Annotated in this window: 14 protein-coding genes and 1 tRNA gene; 8 read left to right on the forward strand and 7 right to left on the reverse strand. The window is 67.6% G+C overall.

Annotated features, from left to right (window positions below; genetic code table 11):
* Positions 1 to 106: 106 nt before the first annotated feature.
* Together AB0H00_RS29685 and AB0H00_RS29690 are read right to left on the reverse strand one after the other, a co-directional pair.
* Positions 107 to 754 carry a TetR/AcrR family transcriptional regulator gene (locus AB0H00_RS29685; RefSeq protein WP_357272759.1) on the reverse strand — a complete coding sequence of 216 codons (648 nt, stop codon included), beginning with the start codon at positions 752 to 754 and terminating at the stop codon, positions 107 to 109.
* 149 nt (positions 755 to 903) lie between these two features.
* Positions 904 to 1,548 carry a TetR/AcrR family transcriptional regulator gene (locus AB0H00_RS29690; RefSeq protein ID WP_357272761.1) on the reverse strand — a complete coding sequence of 215 codons (645 nt, stop codon included), beginning with the start codon at positions 1,546 to 1,548 and terminating at the stop codon, positions 904 to 906.
* 683 nt (positions 1,549 to 2,231) lie between these two features.
* Here AB0H00_RS29690 and AB0H00_RS29695 point away from each other — a divergent pair.
* The 6 genes from AB0H00_RS29695 (at position 2,232) to AB0H00_RS29720 (ending at position 7,020) form a co-directional block, all read left to right on the forward strand.
* Positions 2,232 to 2,302 (forward strand) — tRNA-Gln (locus AB0H00_RS29695).
* Between the two features lie 90 nt (positions 2,303 to 2,392).
* On the forward strand, positions 2,393 to 3,883 hold the full coding sequence (gene glmU / locus AB0H00_RS29700) for a bifunctional UDP-N-acetylglucosamine diphosphorylase/glucosamine-1-phosphate N-acetyltransferase GlmU (protein ID WP_357272764.1): 1,491 nt from the start codon (positions 2,393 to 2,395) through the stop codon (positions 3,881 to 3,883).
* On the forward strand, positions 3,880 to 4,860 hold the full coding sequence (locus AB0H00_RS29705; RefSeq protein WP_357272766.1) for a ribose-phosphate diphosphokinase: 981 nt from the start codon (positions 3,880 to 3,882) through the stop codon (positions 4,858 to 4,860). Before glmU ends, AB0H00_RS29705 begins: the two co-directional genes overlap by 4 nt.
* A gap of 200 nt (positions 4,861 to 5,060) precedes the next feature.
* Positions 5,061 to 5,321 (forward strand): hypothetical protein, encoded by a 261-nt coding sequence (locus tag AB0H00_RS29710; RefSeq protein WP_357272768.1) that lies wholly within the window; start codon positions 5,061 to 5,063, stop codon positions 5,319 to 5,321.
* A 95-nt stretch (positions 5,322 to 5,416) separates the two neighbouring features.
* The gene (locus AB0H00_RS29715) at positions 5,417 to 6,304 is read left to right on the forward strand and encodes a hypothetical protein (RefSeq protein WP_357272770.1); all 888 of its coding nucleotides are present in this window, start codon (positions 5,417 to 5,419) and stop codon (positions 6,302 to 6,304) included.
* A 65-nt stretch (positions 6,305 to 6,369) separates the two neighbouring features.
* On the forward strand, positions 6,370 to 7,020 hold the full coding sequence (locus AB0H00_RS29720) for a DUF2461 domain-containing protein (protein WP_357272773.1): 651 nt from the start codon (positions 6,370 to 6,372) through the stop codon (positions 7,018 to 7,020).
* A gap of 40 nt (positions 7,021 to 7,060) precedes the next feature.
* On the opposite strand, the gene egtD is transcribed toward AB0H00_RS29720, so the two are convergent.
* The 4 genes from egtD to egtA all read right to left on the reverse strand — a co-directional run bounded on the left by egtD (position 7,061) and on the right by egtA (position 11,753).
* Positions 7,061 to 8,032: an L-histidine N(alpha)-methyltransferase gene (gene egtD, locus AB0H00_RS29725; protein ID WP_357272775.1), complete on the reverse strand. Its 972-nt coding sequence runs from the start codon at positions 8,030 to 8,032 to the stop codon at positions 7,061 to 7,063.
* An 18-nt stretch (positions 8,033 to 8,050) separates the two neighbouring features.
* Positions 8,051 to 8,860, reverse strand: coding sequence for an ergothioneine biosynthesis protein EgtC (egtC, locus tag AB0H00_RS29730; RefSeq protein ID WP_357272777.1), 810 nt, complete (start codon positions 8,858 to 8,860; stop codon positions 8,051 to 8,053).
* A 78-nt stretch (positions 8,861 to 8,938) separates the two neighbouring features.
* Positions 8,939 to 10,285 carry an ergothioneine biosynthesis protein EgtB gene (gene egtB / locus AB0H00_RS29735; protein ID WP_357272779.1) on the reverse strand — a complete coding sequence of 449 codons (1,347 nt, stop codon included), beginning with the start codon at positions 10,283 to 10,285 and terminating at the stop codon, positions 8,939 to 8,941.
* 130 nt (positions 10,286 to 10,415) lie between these two features.
* Positions 10,416 to 11,753 carry an ergothioneine biosynthesis glutamate--cysteine ligase EgtA gene (gene egtA, locus AB0H00_RS29740; protein WP_357272781.1) on the reverse strand — a complete coding sequence of 446 codons (1,338 nt, stop codon included), beginning with the start codon at positions 11,751 to 11,753 and terminating at the stop codon, positions 10,416 to 10,418.
* A gap of 201 nt (positions 11,754 to 11,954) precedes the next feature.
* On the opposite strand from egtA, the gene AB0H00_RS29745 reads away from it, so the two are divergent.
* Entirely contained in the window at positions 11,955 to 13,175 is a 1,221-nt protein-coding gene (locus tag AB0H00_RS29745; protein WP_357272783.1) for an aminotransferase class V-fold PLP-dependent enzyme, read from the forward strand.
* 6 nt (positions 13,176 to 13,181) lie between these two features.
* Here AB0H00_RS29745 and AB0H00_RS29750 read toward each other — a convergent pair whose 3' ends face one another.
* Positions 13,182 to 13,742 (reverse strand): TetR-like C-terminal domain-containing protein, encoded by a 561-nt coding sequence (locus AB0H00_RS29750; RefSeq protein WP_357272785.1) that lies wholly within the window; start codon positions 13,740 to 13,742, stop codon positions 13,182 to 13,184.
* A gap of 105 nt (positions 13,743 to 13,847) precedes the next feature.
* Between AB0H00_RS29750 and AB0H00_RS29755 the strand changes: the two genes are divergently transcribed.
* A complete protein-coding gene (locus AB0H00_RS29755; RefSeq protein WP_357272788.1) occupies positions 13,848 to 14,519 on the forward strand; it encodes a lysophospholipid acyltransferase family protein in 672 nt (223 codons plus the stop codon).
* Positions 14,520 to 14,594: the final 75 nt, after the last annotated feature.

Genomic DNA, 14,594 nt, shown 5'->3' on the forward strand with positions numbered 1-14,594 from the left:
CACAACAGCTAGCCGGGGATGATCGACTTACGGGGGCTCTATGTACCTCTGCTACGGACGCGAGCCACAAGGGGGCCGCGAACCCGCCGCGCCCGCGCGGCAAAAATTACGGCACGTAGCGGCGGAGCCTGCGGGCGGCGAACTCGCGGAAGTACGACAGCTTCTCCGCGGGGACGAGCGACGGCAGCAGGAAGAACCAGGCGCGTTCCATCCTGATCGCCATCTGGTCGATGGTCTCGGTGCCGACTGCGGTGATGTGCACGCCCGCGGTCACCTCTTGCAGCAGTAGGCCGATGACCTCAGGGTCGAGGTGGGACTCCAGATCGCCCTGGGCGATGGCCCGCTCGGAGAGCAGCCGGTAGGTGTCGCCCCACGTTTTGGCGATGTTGTCGCCCTGCGCGCCGCGATAGTCGCCGATCTGGTGGGTCAGCTTCAGCATGGCGCCGACCATCGGGTCGTTCATCGATAGGTCCGCGACGACGTAGGTGATGCCGATGCACGCTTCCAGTGCGGGCACTCTGGGATCGAAGAATCCCTGACACGAGCTGATCAGTCGCTCGTTGCCCTGGTCGACCACGGCGCGCGCCAGCTCTTCCTTCGAGCCGAAGTGAAAGTACAAGGCGCCCTTGGTTACGTTGGACTGCGCGATGATCTCGCTCAGGCTCGCATTCGCATATCCCAAGCGCAGAAAGACATCGGCAGCGCCAGCAAGGACGGAATCGCGGGTGATCTCCGCGCGCGCTTGCCTAGCCATCAGATCCGCCTGTCATCCCAAAACCAGCCATCCTGAAGTAGACCGACATCCCGAAGTAGACCGACTTACCGCTCGAACAGCACCCAGAGGATGGGTGAACCGTACCATCAGGCGCCCGCCCGGCAGCGAATTCGAGCATTCAATCAGACCTACCGAGCAATTTGCTGGTTAACATTCGAGTCGCTCCCCGGCGACGCGCGCCATTCCGAGCTGAGTCGCGGATGGGCTTCCAGATGGCTGAGTCCGTTCCAGCAGAGGTTCACCAGATGTGCCGCGACAACCTCTTTCGACGGTGTGCGCTCGTCGAGCCACCAGGTGGCGGCGGTGGCGACCTGACCGACCAGTGCCTGCGCATAGAGCGTGGACAGGCTGGTGTCGAAACCGCGGCGTTCGAAATCGCCCGCCAGTATGTGCGCCACCTGGTTGGTCGCCTCGTTCAGGAGACTGGAATACCGGCCTTCGGCAGCGGCGGCGGGTTGATCACGCACCAGAATTCGAAACCCATCGGTCCGTTCTTCGATATAGGTCAGCAGCGCGAGCGCGACCTGTTCCAGCCGAATCCGGGACCGATTCTGCGTCAGCGAGGACGTGATCATGTCGAGCAGCATCGACATCTCGCGATCGACGACGACCGCGTACAGCCCCTCTTTGCCGCCGAAGTGTTCGTACACCACAGGCTTCGAGACCTGGGCACGCTGGGCGATCTCCTCGATCGAGGTCGCGTCGTATCCACGCTCGGCGAACAGCGCGCGGCCGATCTCGATCAACTGCTGGCGCCGCTGGGTACCCGTCATCCGCGGTCGGGACACACTGTTCCGCCTCTCCGAGTTTTTCGCCGGTCGTGGGTGCCTCGACGGTTTCGCGCCGGACCCACTGTCACGTGCCCGGCTGGATGTTGGGTGTCCCCGGCGAGTTGCCCATGTTCGTGCGAAATCAGCCGTCGCGTTCGGGAGGCTCGCGGTGTACCTGGCCGCCCTCCCGCACGGACGACATTACCGTCCGGCAACAACTGCTCCACAGCCGCTGCCACCCGCTTGGCAACGTGGCGGATCCCGAGCCCACCGCGGATCCCGGTGACCGCAGGGACGGCAGGGGCACCTCTACACGCGTCTGGTCCGAACGACGAGACCCGAGATCACCAACCCCGAAGGTGTGCGCAGATGATCCCGACGCGACACCCGATCTCGCACGTACATGGGTAACTCGCCGGGTACGCCCAGAACCCGAGCACCACCCAACGCAGGACCTGAACGCAAATCTCGCGCCACCCGACTGGTACGGCCTGAAGACCCGGAGAGGCGGGCCGCACCCAACGCAGGACCTGAACGCAAATCTCACGCCACCCGACTGGTACGGCCTGAAGACCCGGAGAGGCGGGGGAGCGGGGGAGCATTCGCGGGGAAGCGGGCGAGTATGCGAGGATCTTTCCCGTGCCGTGGCACAGCGGCGGGGGTTTCCCGAACCGCCGATGTGGCAATCCGCCGTGGTGTAATGGCAGCACCTCTGATTTTGGTTCAGATAGTTCAGGTTCGAGTCCTGGCGGCGGAGCTCGAGAGCACGATGATTTGCGTTGGCCCGCACATCGCTGACCATGCACGACGATAGCCCCGCACGAGGACAGGCAGCCGAGGGAGATCCATGCCACAGCAGACCGCCGTCGTCGTTCTCGCAGCCGGTGCCGGGACACGAATGCGGTCGAAGACCCCCAAGGTGCTGCATTCGCTGGCCGGTCGGAGCATGCTCGCGCACGCGTTGCATGCGGCGAACGAGATCGCCCCCGGTTACCTCATCACCGTGGTGGGGCACGACCGTGAACAGGTCGGTGCGGCGGTGTCCGCGATAGCCGACGACCTGGGCCGGGGTATCACGACTGCCATTCAGGAGGAGCAGCTCGGCACGGGGCACGCGGTGCAGTGCGCACTGGCCGCGCTGCCCGTCGGTTTCACCGGCGACGTCCTGGTCACCTCCGCCGACGTGCCGCTGCTGGACGGGCACACGCTCGCGGCTCTGCTCGACGAGCACCGTAGCTACGCCGAACGCTCGGCGGTCACCGTGCTGACCTTCGTGCCCGACGACCCGAACGGGTACGGCCGCATTGTGCGCGACGCGAACGGACAGCTGGTCGAGATCGTCGAGCATGCCGACGCCTCTCCGAAGCAGGCCGCGATCCCCGAGGTGAATTCCGGCGTCTACGCGTTCGACGCCGCGATCCTGCGGACCATGATCAGCAGGCTCTCCACCGCCAACGCCCAGCACGAGCTGTATCTGACGGACGTGCTGCGACTGGCACATGAGGCAGGCCACCCCGTGCACGGGGCCCGCCTGCTCGACGCGGCCAAGGTCACCGGCGTCAACGACCGGGTGCAGCTGGCCTCGGCGGCGAGCAGGCTCAACCGCTACATCCTGGAACGGCACATGCGCGCCGGCGTCACCATCATGGACCCGGCCTCCACCTGGGTGGATGCCAGCGTGCGGATCGGGAGGGACGCGGTGCTGCGCCCCGGCGTACAGCTGCTCGGCACCACCGTGATCGGCGAGGACGCCGAGGTGGGCCCGGACAGCACACTCACAGACGTCATCGTGGGCAACGGCGCCACAGTGGTCCGCACCCACGGTGAGGGCGCGACCGTCGGGCCGCACGCCAGTATCGGCCCGTTCAGCTATCTGCGTCCCGGCACCGTGGTCGGCGATTCGGGCAAGCTGGGCGCCTTCGTGGAGACGAAGAACGCCTCGATCGGCGCGCATTCCAAGGTGCCGCACCTGACCTACGTCGGCGATGCCACCATCGGTGAGCACAGCAACATCGGCGCTTCCAGCGTTTTCGTCAATTACGACGGTGTGGCCAAGCACCACACGACAGTTGGCTCGCACGTGCGCACCGGCAGCGACACTATGTTCGTCGCGCCGGTGACGGTGGGTGACGGCGCGTATACGGCGGCGGGTACTGTACTGCGCAGAAGTGTTCCGCCCGGGGCTCTCGCGGTGTCCGGTGGACCGCAGAAGAACATCGAGGGCTGGGTGCAGCAACACCGTCCAGGGACGGACGCGGCGCTCGCGGCGGCGGAAGCCATCGCTGCCAAGGAGATGTCGGGTCAGGCAATCGAGCAAAAGGATGGCAAACAGCAGTGACCGCGTCATGGATCGACAACCAGAAGAACCTCATGCTCTTCTCGGGACGCGCCCATCCTGAGCTGGCCGAGCAGGTCGCCAAGGAACTCGACGTGCACGTCACGCCGCAGACCGCCCGCGACTTCGCTAATGGCGAGATCTTCGTCCGGTTCGAGGAGTCGGTGCGCGGATCCGACGCCTTCCTCCTGCAGAGCTTCCCCGCGCCGCTGAACCAGTGGCTGATGGAGCAGCTCATCATGATCGACGCGCTCAAGCGCGGCTCGGCCAAGCGGATCACCGCGGTACTGCCCTTCTACCCGTACGCCCGCCAGGACAAGAAGCACCGCGGCCGCGAACCGATCTCGGCCCGCCTGGTCGCCGACCTGCTGAAGACCGCGGGCGTGGATCGGATCATCACCGTCGACCTGCACACCGATCAGATCCAGGGCTTCTTCGACGGCCCGGTGGATCACATGCACGCTCAGCTGCAGCTGGCGGAGTACGTTCGCAGCAACTACAGCCTGGAGCACATCACCGTCGTGTCCCCCGACTCGGGACGCGTGCGCGTCGCCGAGAAGTGGGCCGACTCGCTGGGTGGCTCGCCGCTGGCGTTCATCCACAAGACGCGCGACCCGCTGGTGCCGAACCAGGTGAAGTCCAACCGCGTGGTGGGTGAAGTCGAGGGACGCACCTGTATTTTGATCGACGACATGATCGACACCGGTGGCACCATCGCAGGCGCGGTCAACGTGCTGAAGGAGGCAGGCGCCGGTGACGTGGTGATCGCCGCGACTCACGGCGTGCTGAGCCCGCCCGCCGCCGAGCGCCTCACCGCCTGCGGCGCCAAAGAGGTCGTGGTGACCAACACCCTGCCGATCAGCGAGGAGAAGAAGTTCCCGCAGCTGACCGTGCTCTCCATCGCGCCCCTGCTGGCCCGCACCATCCGTGAGGTCTTCGAGAACGGCTCGGTTACCGGCCTTTTCAACGGCAACGCGTGACCGCCTCTCCGAGTATTCAGGCCGTACTGGTCGGGTGAGACGGGGTTTGCGTTCAGGTTCTGCGTTGGATACCGCGCAGGTTCTGGGCGTACCCGGTGAGTTACCCATGTCCGCACCAGATCAGCTGTGGCGTTGGAAGTGTTGCGGTTGTTTGCGATCTGCACCCGTTAGTCCCTGCGATAGGTGGGGATACTGACGGTATGGACCGTGACCCGTTGGATACCAACATGGGGGACGACGACCAGGAGGACGAGATCCGCGCGTACGAGCGCAACGTCGAGGATCCGCCCGACGACCTGCTCATCCCCTATCGCGAGAACGACGACGACGGCAGGCTCGGCATCGGAGACGAGCTCGATCAAGAGTGGACGCGGCGCGGGCAACGCGCCGAAGCCGCCGAGCAGGACGACCGGCCCGCCGAGGTGGCCGCTATCGAGATCGTAAACGACGAGGATCTCTGAGACCCGACGCGCGCCACGCTGCCGCAATCGGCGATGGCGAAGATTCGCCGTGGTACGCATAGGTGGCGTGACCGGGACGATACGAGGAGGGTGCGATGAGCACGCCGAAGGATCCGGAACCCAAGGACAACGCGCCGGGGCAGGAGGCCGCGTCATCATCGCTGTCGAAGAACGCCCGGGACGCACCCGGCGAGGAGTCCGCGCCGCCTACCTCCGAGGACGCGTCGGCCGCTCCCGGCGACGAATCCGACGCGCCGCCACCCGCTGAGCAAGCACCCGATTCCGCGTCGGGCCAGCCAGTCGAGCAATGGTGGCAACCCACCGACACTCCACCAGCGGGACCGCTGGGTGGGCAGTGGGGCGCGGAGCCGAGCGGGCAGCCGGCCGAACCTCGAGCATGGGGAGCCGACAGCCCCGGCGGTCAGCAGTCGTGGGGCGCGGAACCCGCCGCACCCGGTCAGCCGTGGGGCGCCGCCGCGTCGGGCGGCTCGGCACCGCAGATGCCGCCTGGCGAATCGACCCGGCCATTCGCACCCGACGACCACGCGCAGTACGGGTCTGGTGGTGAGCCGCAGTACCCTTCGGGCGGACAGCCCCCTTCGGAGGCCCAGCAGCAGTACCCGCCCAGCGGTCAACCGCCGTACCCCGAGGGCGGCGTATACAACTATCCGCCGACCGCCGGACCGCAAAATCCGCAGTACGGCGGCGGCTATCCGTCCTATCCTCAGCAGGAGTATCAGCCGTACGGCGAGCCGCCGCGGCAGCCAGGCAGCCAGGTGTACTCGATCATCGGATTCGCCTGCGCGGCGATCGCGGTGCTGTTCTGCCCGATCCTGTTCGGGCCTGCCGGGATCGTCCTCGGCGTGGTCGGGCACAACAAGGGCGAATCGCTCGGCAAATGGGCGGCCATCGCGGCGGCCATCGGCACGGTGATCGGCTTCATCGTCGGCTTCGTGGTGTTCTCCGGAGATTTGACAACGTAGATTCTCGGTATGCGTCGATTCGGTGGATTCCCACTGACTGCCACCAGCGCGGTAAGGGTCCGGTCATGACCGGATTCGCGGGCTTTCCACTGGCGAGCCTGGACTTCTACGAGGACCTCGAGGCCGACAACTCGAAGGCATTCTGGATCGCGCACAAGGACACCTACGCGCGAGCGGTGAAGGAGCCGATGACCGCGCTGATCGCCGAGCTGGAGTCGGATTTCGGGGCGGGGAAGATCTTCCGCCCGTACCGCGACGTCAGATTTTCCAAGGACAAGTCGCCCTACAAGACCGCCCAAGGCGCGGTGGTCGGCGCCGCGCAGAACGTCGGCTGGTACGTCCAGATCGGCGCCGCCGGGCTGTCCGTCGGCGGCGGTTTCTACCAGGGCTCCCCCGCCCAGATCGCGCTGTTGCGGGCAACCATCGACGACGATGTCCGGGGGCCCGAGCTCGCGGCGATTCTCGCGAAACTCACCAAGGCGGGCTTCACCGTCGGCGGCGAGAAGCTGAAGACCACACCGAAGGGCTACGGCGCCGACCATCCGCGCATCGACCTGCTGCGGCACAAATCCCTCACGTGCGGCAAGGAATTCGGCGCACCGGCCTGGCTGGACACGCCGCGCGCCGCCGAGGAGGTTCGCGCCGCGTGGGAGACGACGCGACCGCTGATCGAATGGCTGGCGGCGGTGGTCGGCGGCGGCTCACCGTCGTGGTAACGCGCGACGCCAGCCCGGACCCGGTGGAGAACGTGCCCCGTCAGCGCCGTCTGGCGAGCACCAGCGCGAAGCGATCGTCCGGGTCGGTCCACACGTGTTCGGTGCCGAAACCGGCAATCGTCAGTTCGGCGCTCAGGCCCTCGATCAGGAACTTCGCCGAGATCTCGGTGCGCATCTGCTCGCCGCGGGCAAACCGCACGGTGAGATCGAGGGCGCGGACCGTGACCGTCATATCCTCGGTGGCCTCGAGGCGCATCTCGATCCACTCGTGCGCCGAGTCCCAGATCGCGATGTGCCGAAACTTCTCCGGGGCGAAGTCGGCGTCGAGCCGGGAGTTCAGCACATGCAGCACGTTGCGGTTGAACTCGGCGGTGATTCCCGCCGCGTCGTCGTAGGCGGGGACGAGCACTGCTGGGTCGATGACCAGGCCCGCGCCGAGCAGCAACTGCTCGCCCGGCTCCAGCACGTCGCGGATGCTAGTCAGGAATTCGGCCCGCTCGTCGGGGACCAGATTGCCGATGGTGCCGCCGAGGAAAGCGATCATCCTGCGGCCTCCGCGTGGCAGGTTGTGCAGGGTGTCGGTGAAATCGCTGACCACACCGTGCACGGCCAACCCGGGGAACTCGGCCGCGACGGCATCCGCCGCCGCGCGCAGTGCAGCCGCCGAAACATCCTGCGGAACATAGGTTTTCAGTGGGGCATGGGTGGTCAGCGCAGTGAGCAGCAGCCTGGTCTTGGCCGCCGAACCGGCGCCGAGCTCGACCAGCACTTCGGCCTGCGCAGCACGCGCGATCTCGCCGACCACTCGCTCCAGCAGCGCGCGCTCGGTGCGTGTCGGGTAGTACTCGGGCAGTTCGGTGATCCGCTCGAACAGCTCACTGCCCCTGGCGTCGTAGAACCATTTGGGCGGCAGCCACTTCGGGTTCGCGGTGAGGCCCAGTCGGGCGTCCGAGCGCAACGCCGCGGTCAGGTCGTCGTCGGATAGATGGATATCCAGCGTCGGTGCGGTCATGGCACGGGCCTTTCGGTGTCAGAGGAGAGCGTCGACGGATAGCGCGCCGGGCCTGGCGGTGACCAGGCTGCGGTCCGGGACCGACTGCCATCGGGGGTCGTCGTCGAACGGTTCGGAGGACAGAATCGCGAAAGTGTCGGTGACCAGCGCGGACAACGAGTGGTCGCAGGTGGTCGCCCACAGCTGCGCACCGTCGGACAGCAGGAAATTCAGACGCGCGTCCGGTACTCGGTCAAGCACCGCACCGACGAGCAGCTTCAGTGCCGCCGGGGCGGCCGCCCACGCACCGTCCGGCGATCCGGTCGCCAGCAGGTCGCACAGGATCACCCAGAGCGTGGCGGTGTCGGTGGCGGATTCTGCCTCCAGCAGCCGATTCGGGGCGAACAGTGCCTCCGCGCCGAGTTCGACGGCGGTGTGCGCGAACTCCGCGGCCACCGCGGTCAGCGTGCCGCGCCAGTCCGGCACCACGCCGTTGTGGCTGAATGCCCAGCGCCCGAGGGTGAGCGGTGCGCACGCGGACCGCTCGACCGGCATCCCGACGGTCGCCGAACGCACCGCGCCGAGTACCGCCCAGGATTCCAGTTGTGGTAGCACCTCGTCCACGGCTGGATCTGTCCAGATCGGCGCGGCATTGCGGTAGCGGCTGACGGTGACCGAGTCGTCCTCGGTCTCGCGCCACCACGCGACACCGAAACCGTCGGCGTTGATGGTGCCGCCGCGGCGCATGTCTCGGGGAGCCCATGCCTGGTTGCGTAAGGAATGCGATCCGAGGGTCAGCATGTCGCCGACCCGGACCGGCGGGCCGATGTAGCCCAGATGTCTACACATCGGCACCCGCCCTCGTCCCCGGACGGATTGCCACGGCGCACGGTCCCCAGTTCCGCACCTCACTTGGACGGGCGTCGCTCACTCGGCTTCCCCCGGTCGCAGATCCCGCGCCAAGCGAAAACCGGCGAAGATCTGGCGGCGGATCGGGTGGTCCCAGTTGCGGAAAGTGCCGCGGCAGGCGACCGGGTCGGTGCCGAAAGAACCGCCCCGCAGGACGCGATAGTCACCGCCGAAGAAGACCTCGGAGTACTCCTTGTACGGGAAGGCGCGGAAACCCGGGTAGGGCTCGAAGCTCGAAGCGGTCCACTCCCAGACGTCGCCGATCAACTGGTGCACTCCTGCCGGTGACGCACCCGCCGGATAGGCGCCGACCTCAGCGGGTTCCAGATGGCGTTGACCGAGATTAGCGGTACGGACCTCGGGATCGGTATCTCCCCAGGGGAATCGACGGGACGCGCCCGTCGCCGGGTCGAACCTGGCTGCCTTTTCCCATTCGGCTTCCGTGGGTAGTCGCTTGCCCGCCCAGTTCGCGTACGCCTCGGCCTCGAACCAGCACACATGCACCACCGGCTGGTGCGGGCGCAGCGGGGCCATCACCCCGAAGACCCGGCGCCACCAATGCCCAGCCGGGTCGCGTTCCCAGAACTGTGGCGCGACCAGACCCGCTTCCGTGCGGTGCGCCCAGCCACGCACGGACCACAATTCGGGACGGTCGTAGCCACCGTCGTCTACAAAGGCCAGGTACTGCTCGTTGGTCACGGGCGCTGCATCGATCGCGAAGCCGGGCACCGACACCCGGTGGGCGGGGCGCTCATTGTCGAGCGCCCACGCGTCGGTCGAGGTACCCATGGTGAATTCGCCTGCAGGAATCACGATTTCGCCGGCGGCCGGAACCGATGCGGTCGGCACGGCCGCTCCGGAGAGCACGGCGGCACCGGTGCGCAGCTGATGGGTGGCCAGCATGGTCTCGTCGTGCTGCTGCTCGTGCTGGGCGATCATTCCGAACGCGAAACCGCCGTCGATCAGCGGTCGGCCCTGTAACTCGCTGCACTCCAGCACATCCCATACCTTCTCACGTACCACGGCGGCGTAGTCGCGGGCCTGGGTGGGATCGAGCAGGGGCAGCTGGGGACGGTTCGCACGGGCGTGTTTGAAGGCGTCGTAGAGTTCGTCGAGGTCGGCGCGCACGGGTTCGCGGCTGCCGACGTCGCGGACGAGCCACAGTTCTTCCTGGTTGCCGATGTGCGCGAGATCCCAGACCAGCGGGCTCATCAGGCGCGAATGCTGGGCCACCAGCTCGGCTTCGTCGATGCAGCCGGTGAGAGTCAGGGTGCGCTGTCGCGCGCGGGTGAGTACGTCGGCGATCCGGTCCCGTAGCTGTTCGGAGCCGGAACTGTCGGTCGGCGCAGGGTACTGAGTGGTCACGAGAAATATCTCCGGGATCGGTTCTGATCGGCGTCGTCACGGTCGGGAACGAGTCGGCCGGGCGCGACGATTCGGCCCTCGCCGGCCGAGTCGACCGACCCGCGGTCGTCGATGCGCGACAGGTACGCCGTCACGTGCCGGCCCCCGGTCGGTCCGGCCCTGCGCCGTTCCCGGTGCGGTCGTCGGTCGGGGTGCGGCCGCTGCGACATCGTTCGGCGGCGGATTCGATCTCCGTGGCGCCCGCCGCGGTGGCCGCGTGGGCCGCGGCGAGCCGCAGGAGGTCGACCGCGGCGGACCGGATGTCCTGGTCGGCCAGGCCATAGCGGGCGGCGTCGAGCCAGTGGCCCGCGAGCGGCGCGGCGACCGATGTCGCCTCGGCGACCACGGACGGGCTCGACATGAGCGCTTCGATCACCTGGACCGGCGTAGTCCAGGTGTCGCCCGGCTGGGCATCGACGTAGCGAACCTCCAGATGCCCCGATGCGCGCACCGGCGGGAACATCGTGGTCAGGTGGTAGTCCAGGTCGCTGACGTCGGGGCGGCGCCCCACCTCGTCGTCCAGAGCGCCCGATAGCCAGTCGCCGAACGTCGCGCCCGGCGGAGCAGACCACCCGGTATCGCGACCGTCCCCCTCTCCGCCAGGACTTCGCACGCACAGCAGCGGGACGTCCAGCGCCCATTTGCTGTACCCGGCCACCGGATCGGTCCAGTCCATCACGGGCGGGCGGGTGCGCGCGTTATCCAGCCGCAGCCATGCTCGCATGCGCTGCGAAGCCCAGGCGCCGGCCGGGGCTCCGCGCAGGTCAGGCGAGCAGGCGAAGGCGGCCAGCAAAGCCGGACCGAAGGCATACAGTGCGGTCCACCGCGCGGTCACCTCCGCGTGGTCGGCGCCCGCGTCGACGCTGACCTGTACGGCGGCGGTATTGCACATCATCAACTTGCCGAACGGGCCGACGCCACCGAAGGCATGCTCCATGGCGCGGTAGCGCGGCAGCCGCAGGATTCGTTTGGGCCGGCGGTCCGCGTCGGCGGCAAGGGAAACGGTACGGATGGACCGGGTTTCGAGGAGTTTCCGCAACAGGCGGGCATCGTCGCGCAGTCGGTCGCACAGCCGCGCGGCATCAGTGTAAGGAGCGCTGGAGAGTTCTATCTGACCACCGGGTTCCAGGCTGACCCGGCTGCCCCCCGGTAGTGCGAGCGCCGGAGAATCGGGGGCGATGGACCGCGGTGCGTACGGTCCAAGGGCATCCGCCAGGGCGGTCAGCGGCGGACGCGGGGCGGACGCGGGGCCTGACGCCGAACACTCACCCTGCACGGTGAGCCACTCGAGTTCGGCACCGATCAGACTCGGTGGTCCGAGCTTGAAGCAGACGCCGCCGACGTAGGCCTCCGCCGCCGCGCGAGAAGACAGTTCTCCCTGCTCTGGCGCACAATGAGCCGACTCAGGTGTATCGAGCGTGACCGCCATGCCAACCTCCACTGCGTTCCGAGTTGCAAGGGATTCGAGTCCGCTGCTATTCGGTTATCCCCATACCGCTCGGTCCTATTCCACTCGGTCCTATTCCACTCCGATGCCGGATTCCGAGCGCGGCGATCCATCCAGGGTAGCCACGGCAACTGACAAGAAATCGACGAGAAGCCGAACTTCACACCGGATAGGGTCGGCGGCATGCTGGATGACGATCGTGTACGAGCCGACACTCCCGGATGCGCGTCCGGATCCGACCTCGGTCCGGTGTTTCTCGACAGCGCCGGATCCTCGCTGCCGCCGCAGGTCGTCACCGATACCGTCATCGGTCACCTGCTGCGTGAGGCGGAGATCGGTGGCTACCGCGCCGCTAACGAGAGGCTCGAGGATCTCGCCGCGGTGAAGACCTCGATCGGCACGCTGATCAACGCCGCGCCGACGAGCATCGCGCTCAGCGACAGCGCCACCCGCTCCTGGGCGGATTTCTTCTACTCGGTTCCGCTGGCGGCCGGCGATCGCATCCTGGTCTCCGAGGCCGATTACGCGAGCAATGCCATCGCCGCCCTACAGCGCGCCCGCGCCACCGGTGCGACGGTGCAGAAGATTCCGAGTGACGGAAGCGGGCAGATCGACCTCGACGCGCTTGCCGCGCTGGTCGACGAACGGGTCAAACTGGTCTCGGTACTGCACGTGCCGACCAACGGCGGCCTGGTGAACCCGGCGGCCGAGGCGACGAGAATCGCGCACTCGGTCGGCGCACTCGTGCTGCTGGACGCCTGCCAGTCCGCTGGGCAGCTGCCATTGGATGTGGCCGAGCTCGGCGTCGACGCGCTGTCTGCCACCGGTCGCAAGTGGCTGCGCGGCCCCCGCGGAACCGGATTCCTGTACCTGCGGCCGGAGTTGGCACAGTCCATGGAGCCCGAGCGACTCGACCTACACGGCGCGGAGTGGACCGGCCCGGACGACTACCGTCTGGCGCCGGATGCCAGCCGTTTCGAATTCTGGGAGTGCGACGTCGCAGGGCGGCTCGGTTTGGGCGCCGCGGTGCGATATCTGCTCGACCTGGGGCCGGACAACGTGTACGCCGCGATCGCGGCACGCGCCGAGCACCTGCGCAAGGCACTGCCGGAGATCCCCGGCGTGACGGTGCACGACATCGGCATCCGGCACAGCGGCATCGTGTCGTTCACCGTCGAGGGCATCGAACCCACCCAGGTGCGCGACCAGCTGCTGACGCAGGACATCACGGTCACGGTCAGCCACGCCCGTTCGACGCTGCTCGACATGACGAGCCGGGGCCTGGCATCGGTGGTCCGCGCCTCTCCGCACTGTTTCGTCAGTTTCGACGAACTGGACCGGTTCGTCGCCGCGGTCGCGGCGCTCCAGGGCCCTCCGGTACGCCCGGAAAGCGCCGGCGAGTAGCCCTTTTCAGGCCAGATGCGCGTCCAGTGCCCTGGCCACCAGTGCCGCGACGTCGGCACCCGGGCCGACCAGGCGCAGGCTGCGGTTGGCCTGCAAGGCGGCGATACCGTGCAGGTTGGTCCACAGGGCCATCGCGCGCTCGCGCGGATCGATCGTCCCCGGCGTCGCTGCCGCACCCACCAAGTCGGCGAACAACGCGAACAGCGGCAGGGTGAGCGACCGAAGATTCTCGCCGGAGCCTTCGAGCAGATCGTGCCGGAACATCAGAGTGAACATCTCCGGCCGCCGCGCGGCGAACTCGATGTACTCGGCGCTCATGCGCGCGAGACGTTCGCGCGCCGAATCGGCGTCCACGTCCGCGAACCGGTCCACGAGGTCGGCGAGCCCACGCGCCGCGATCGCGGCCAACAGTGCACGATGGGTCGGAAAGTACCTTCGTGGTGCCCCGTGGGACACTCCCGCGGCTCGGGTGATGGCGCGAAGCCCCAGCTGCGCCGCGCCGACCTCCTCGAGGAGGTCGACCCCCGCGCCGACCAGGCGATCTCGCAACGGCTCGTTCTCGACCATGCAGGCATTGTCTCCGGCAGTCGTTGGGCGGCCTACACGTGGTGTGTAGACACTGTCTACTATTCGCGGTAGACAGTGTCTACAACTCGGCTTCTGGAGGTCCTCGTGTGGTATCGACTGTTCAAGTACGTGTTGCTCGGCCCGCTGCTGCGGCTACTCGGGAGACCCGACGTCAAAGGGCTGGACAACGTTCCGCGGACCGGACCAGTGATCATCGCAGCGAATCACTTGGCGGTGATCGACTCGCTCTACCTCGCGCTGGTTCTGCCACGACGCGTGACGTTCCTGGCCAAACAGGAGTACTTCACGGGGCGCGGCGTGCGTGGCAGATTCAACCGGTGGTTCTACTCGGTCTCCGGACAGGTTCCGGTCGACCGCACCGGCGGTAGCGCGGCCGCGGACGCCCTGGCCGCGGCCACCCGCATCCTGGAGGCGGACGGCGTTTGGGCCATCCATCCCGAGGGCACCCGCTCACCGGATGGGCGGATCTATCGCGGTCGCACCGGCGCCCTGCGGGTGGCGATGACGACCGGGGCGCCCGTCGTTCCGGCGACCCTCTCGGGCACCGACCTGGTGAATCCGCGCCACACCCGCCTGCTGCGCTTCGGCAAGGTGCGCATCGACTTCGGCGCGCCGCGCCACTACCCGCCCGTCGCACAGCGCGATGCGGTGCGCACCGCCACCGACGAGCTGATGCGCGAACTGGCCACACAGTCCGGCCGGTGCTATGTCGACCGCTACGCGGCCACCTTCGCGCGCCCGGCGATACGGTCCTGACCTGGGGTCTTCAGAAGAGGGGTTAACGCAGCGCGGCGATCGCGGGATAGTTGGTGGAGGCCGGGTCTCGGCCGA

The organism is Nocardia sp. NPDC023852, from assembly GCF_040639505.1.
In the GTDB taxonomy this organism is placed as follows: domain Bacteria; phylum Actinomycetota; class Actinomycetes; order Mycobacteriales; family Mycobacteriaceae; genus Nocardia.

Bases quoted from the DNA above. Each gene is read 5' to 3' on its own strand.
- AB0H00_RS29685 (WP_357272759.1), bottom strand. From the start codon at position 754: ATGGCTAGGCAAGCGCGCGCGGAGATCACCCGCGATTCCGTCCTTGCT.
- AB0H00_RS29690 (WP_357272761.1), bottom strand. From the start codon at position 1,548: ATGACGGGTACCCAGCGGCGCCAGCAGTTGATCGAGATCGGCCGCGCG.
- glmU (WP_357272764.1), top strand. From the start codon at position 2,393: ATGCCACAGCAGACCGCCGTCGTCGTTCTCGCAGCCGGTGCCGGGACA.
- AB0H00_RS29710 (WP_357272768.1), top strand. From the start codon at position 5,061: ATGGACCGTGACCCGTTGGATACCAACATGGGGGACGACGACCAGGAG.
- AB0H00_RS29715 (WP_357272770.1), top strand. From the start codon at position 5,417: ATGAGCACGCCGAAGGATCCGGAACCCAAGGACAACGCGCCGGGGCAG.
- AB0H00_RS29720 (WP_357272773.1), top strand. From the start codon at position 6,370: ATGACCGGATTCGCGGGCTTTCCACTGGCGAGCCTGGACTTCTACGAG.
- egtD (WP_357272775.1), bottom strand. From the start codon at position 8,032: ATGACCGCACCGACGCTGGATATCCATCTATCCGACGACGACCTGACC.
- egtC (WP_357272777.1), bottom strand. From the start codon at position 8,860: ATGTGTAGACATCTGGGCTACATCGGCCCGCCGGTCCGGGTCGGCGAC.
- egtA (WP_357272781.1), bottom strand. From the start codon at position 11,753: ATGGCGGTCACGCTCGATACACCTGAGTCGGCTCATTGTGCGCCAGAG.
- AB0H00_RS29745 (WP_357272783.1), top strand. From the start codon at position 11,955: ATGCTGGATGACGATCGTGTACGAGCCGACACTCCCGGATGCGCGTCC.
- AB0H00_RS29750 (WP_357272785.1), bottom strand. From the start codon at position 13,742: ATGGTCGAGAACGAGCCGTTGCGAGATCGCCTGGTCGGCGCGGGGGTC.